Source organism: Chamaesiphon sp. VAR_48_metabat_135_sub (assembly GCF_031418915.1).
Taxonomy (GTDB): Bacteria; Cyanobacteriota; Cyanobacteriia; order Cyanobacteriales; family Chamaesiphonaceae; genus Chamaesiphon.
On record NZ_JANOJV010000282.1, the window covers coordinates 1 to 1,914 of the forward strand.

3 protein-coding genes and 1 pseudogene are annotated in these 1,914 nt (G+C 43.7%); 2 read left to right on the plus strand and 2 right to left on the minus strand.

The features are described from left to right. Positions 1-725: pseudogene (locus RMO55_RS19770) on the plus strand (hypothetical protein); the annotation flags it as partial. Between the two features lie 106 nt (positions 726-831). Beyond that, complete coding sequence (locus RMO55_RS19775; protein WP_310429520.1) at positions 832-1,512, plus strand: hypothetical protein; 681 nt, start codon at positions 832-834, stop codon at positions 1,510-1,512. A 78-nt stretch (positions 1,513-1,590) separates the two neighbouring features. On the opposite strand, the gene RMO55_RS19780 is transcribed toward RMO55_RS19775, so the two are convergent. Beyond that, the gene (locus RMO55_RS19780) at positions 1,591-1,794 is read right to left on the minus strand and encodes a hypothetical protein (RefSeq protein ID WP_310429522.1); all 204 of its coding nucleotides are present in this window, start codon (positions 1,792-1,794) and stop codon (positions 1,591-1,593) included. Beyond that, positions 1,781-1,912: a relaxase/mobilization nuclease domain-containing protein gene (locus RMO55_RS22360; RefSeq protein ID WP_396134416.1), complete on the minus strand. Its 132-nt coding sequence runs from the start codon at positions 1,910-1,912 to the stop codon at positions 1,781-1,783. Before RMO55_RS22360 ends, RMO55_RS19780 begins: the two co-directional genes overlap by 14 nt. Positions 1,913-1,914 lie beyond the last annotated feature (2 nt).

The window sequence follows — 1,914 nt, forward strand, 5'->3', positions numbered from 1 at the left end:
CGATCTTGGCTTTTAAAGGTGCGCCCAAGTATGAACTCCTGACTCCTGAGTTAATCGCGGGAGTCACTCAACTTGCTGGCAAAGAGTTTCACAAAGATGACATCGAGATTCAAACTCTCGGTGCAGAGATGGAAGCACTAGGAATGCAAGATAAACGGGGATGGATGCGGCTAGTTGCCGGAAGTGCCCGTCATCTGGGGTTATCAGTTGTCACTCATCGTCACCGTACCTTAGATCCTCAAGGTAAAAAAGCAGTCACTAGAATTTACACCTTTGGCACCACCCACGATCCGCTCTCTGGCGCGATTAAAAATAGTCAGGTTTATCCAGGTACTCATCCCGTCTTTGTGAAACATATTTATGAATGTGTGACAAAACGTTTGGAGCAGTTGGCAACCCATCAACGAGAGCGGATCGAGGAGTGGAAAAATCCTCAAGTCTTTATCCCAGAGCAGTTATTATCAACGATCCACATTGATGATTTTGCCAGTATTAATATAATTAACCTGCCGGAACACCGATCTGGATCGCCTGAATTTAACCTAGAAAATCTCCGTTCCGTAGCACAAACACTCTTGCACATCGGTCAAATGGAGATGCTGGAGTTAGAAAGTTGTTTGAATGAGTATTTAGCGATGACTAATCCTGAAGTCGCTAGGATTGCCATGAGTATGGTTGAGAATAGGTATCCAAAAGTATTTGAGCGATTAGATCGATTGAGGTGAAGTCTCTTCAATTAGCACCAAAAAACCGACTAAATGTCCGTGGGTGGCTTTTATATCGATAAAAGTCGATCTAAGATAGAATTTTGTTGGGTTGTCGAATGTAAACATGGCAGAAAAATTAAAAATCATCAAAGTTGAAACCACGCTTCGGTTTGAGGGACTGCCCTCAGCAAGAGAGATGCCGAACAAAAGGGTTAAATTGCAGTTGCCTCAAGCAGATGGCACGATCTTTACTGTGATTTTGAGTACGAGAAGCTGGCGTAGAGCCAAAGTTAGCGCGGCAGAATTTGCCAATTGGTCTGGTATTATCACGTCTGAAGATCTCAGCAAAGATCGACATGGTTGGAGACTGTCAGAAGCGGGTGTCAAGATTCTGGAGACGGAAGTTAAACCGTCAACAGCAGAGATCGAGCCAGTTGAGGTAGTTGAAGTAATTGAGCCAGTTGAAGCCGTTGAGCCGATCGCGATCGAACCAAAAGTATTAAAAGTCGATACCAAGATTAGATTTGCGGGACTGCCCAAAGCCAAACCAATGCTGGATAAAAAAGTTATGGTTCAATTAACCCGCGAAGAAGATGGGGTAGTTTTCTCAGCTTTTCTGAATGCGAAAACTTGGCGCAAAGCTGAGGCTGATGCCAAAGCATTTAAACACTGGGTAGGTGTAATCTCTGGGAGATTTGGCACAAATGAGCAAGAAGCGGAATTGATGGAGGCAGGTGTCAAGATTTATGAGATGGAATCCTTACCACCGAAGAAAGAACAGGAGGAATTATTAATCGAGAGCTAGCTGTTGGGGTAATGAGCAATTTAACAGAAAGTCACGGTCAATCTAAAAATTCCAATTATATCAAACTGCTGTATCCATCTATCTACCGCGATCGTATCCCCTTTCTTGCTGTTCAGACGATCGATCGTTTTCCACTTTAATCCTCACTCTCACGTCAGAATTATCTAGTTGGTTTGATGCTGTTTCAATCTCCCACTGCTCATCTGGTTTGATTTCCAGCTTCTCACCTCGTGCGATGCTGCGGAGATTGACTAAATCTCGATCAATATCATAGCCAATCATCAACCCATTTGCCATCCATTGTCACAGCATTAGCGACAATATGAAGATGGTCGTGATCGTGGTTGTGGTCTTGTCTACTGTGGTTGACGACTAGATATTGACTGTTACCGTAACCCATTC

Coding starts and splice junctions, on each gene's coding strand:
- RMO55_RS19780 (WP_310429522.1), bottom strand. CDS start 1,794: ATGATTGGCTATGATATTGATCGAGATTTAGTCAATCTCCGCAGCATC.
- RMO55_RS19775 (WP_310429520.1), top strand. CDS start 832: ATGGCAGAAAAATTAAAAATCATCAAAGTTGAAACCACGCTTCGGTTT.
- RMO55_RS22360 (WP_396134416.1), bottom strand. CDS start 1,912: ATGGGTTACGGTAACAGTCAATATCTAGTCGTCAACCACAGTAGACAA.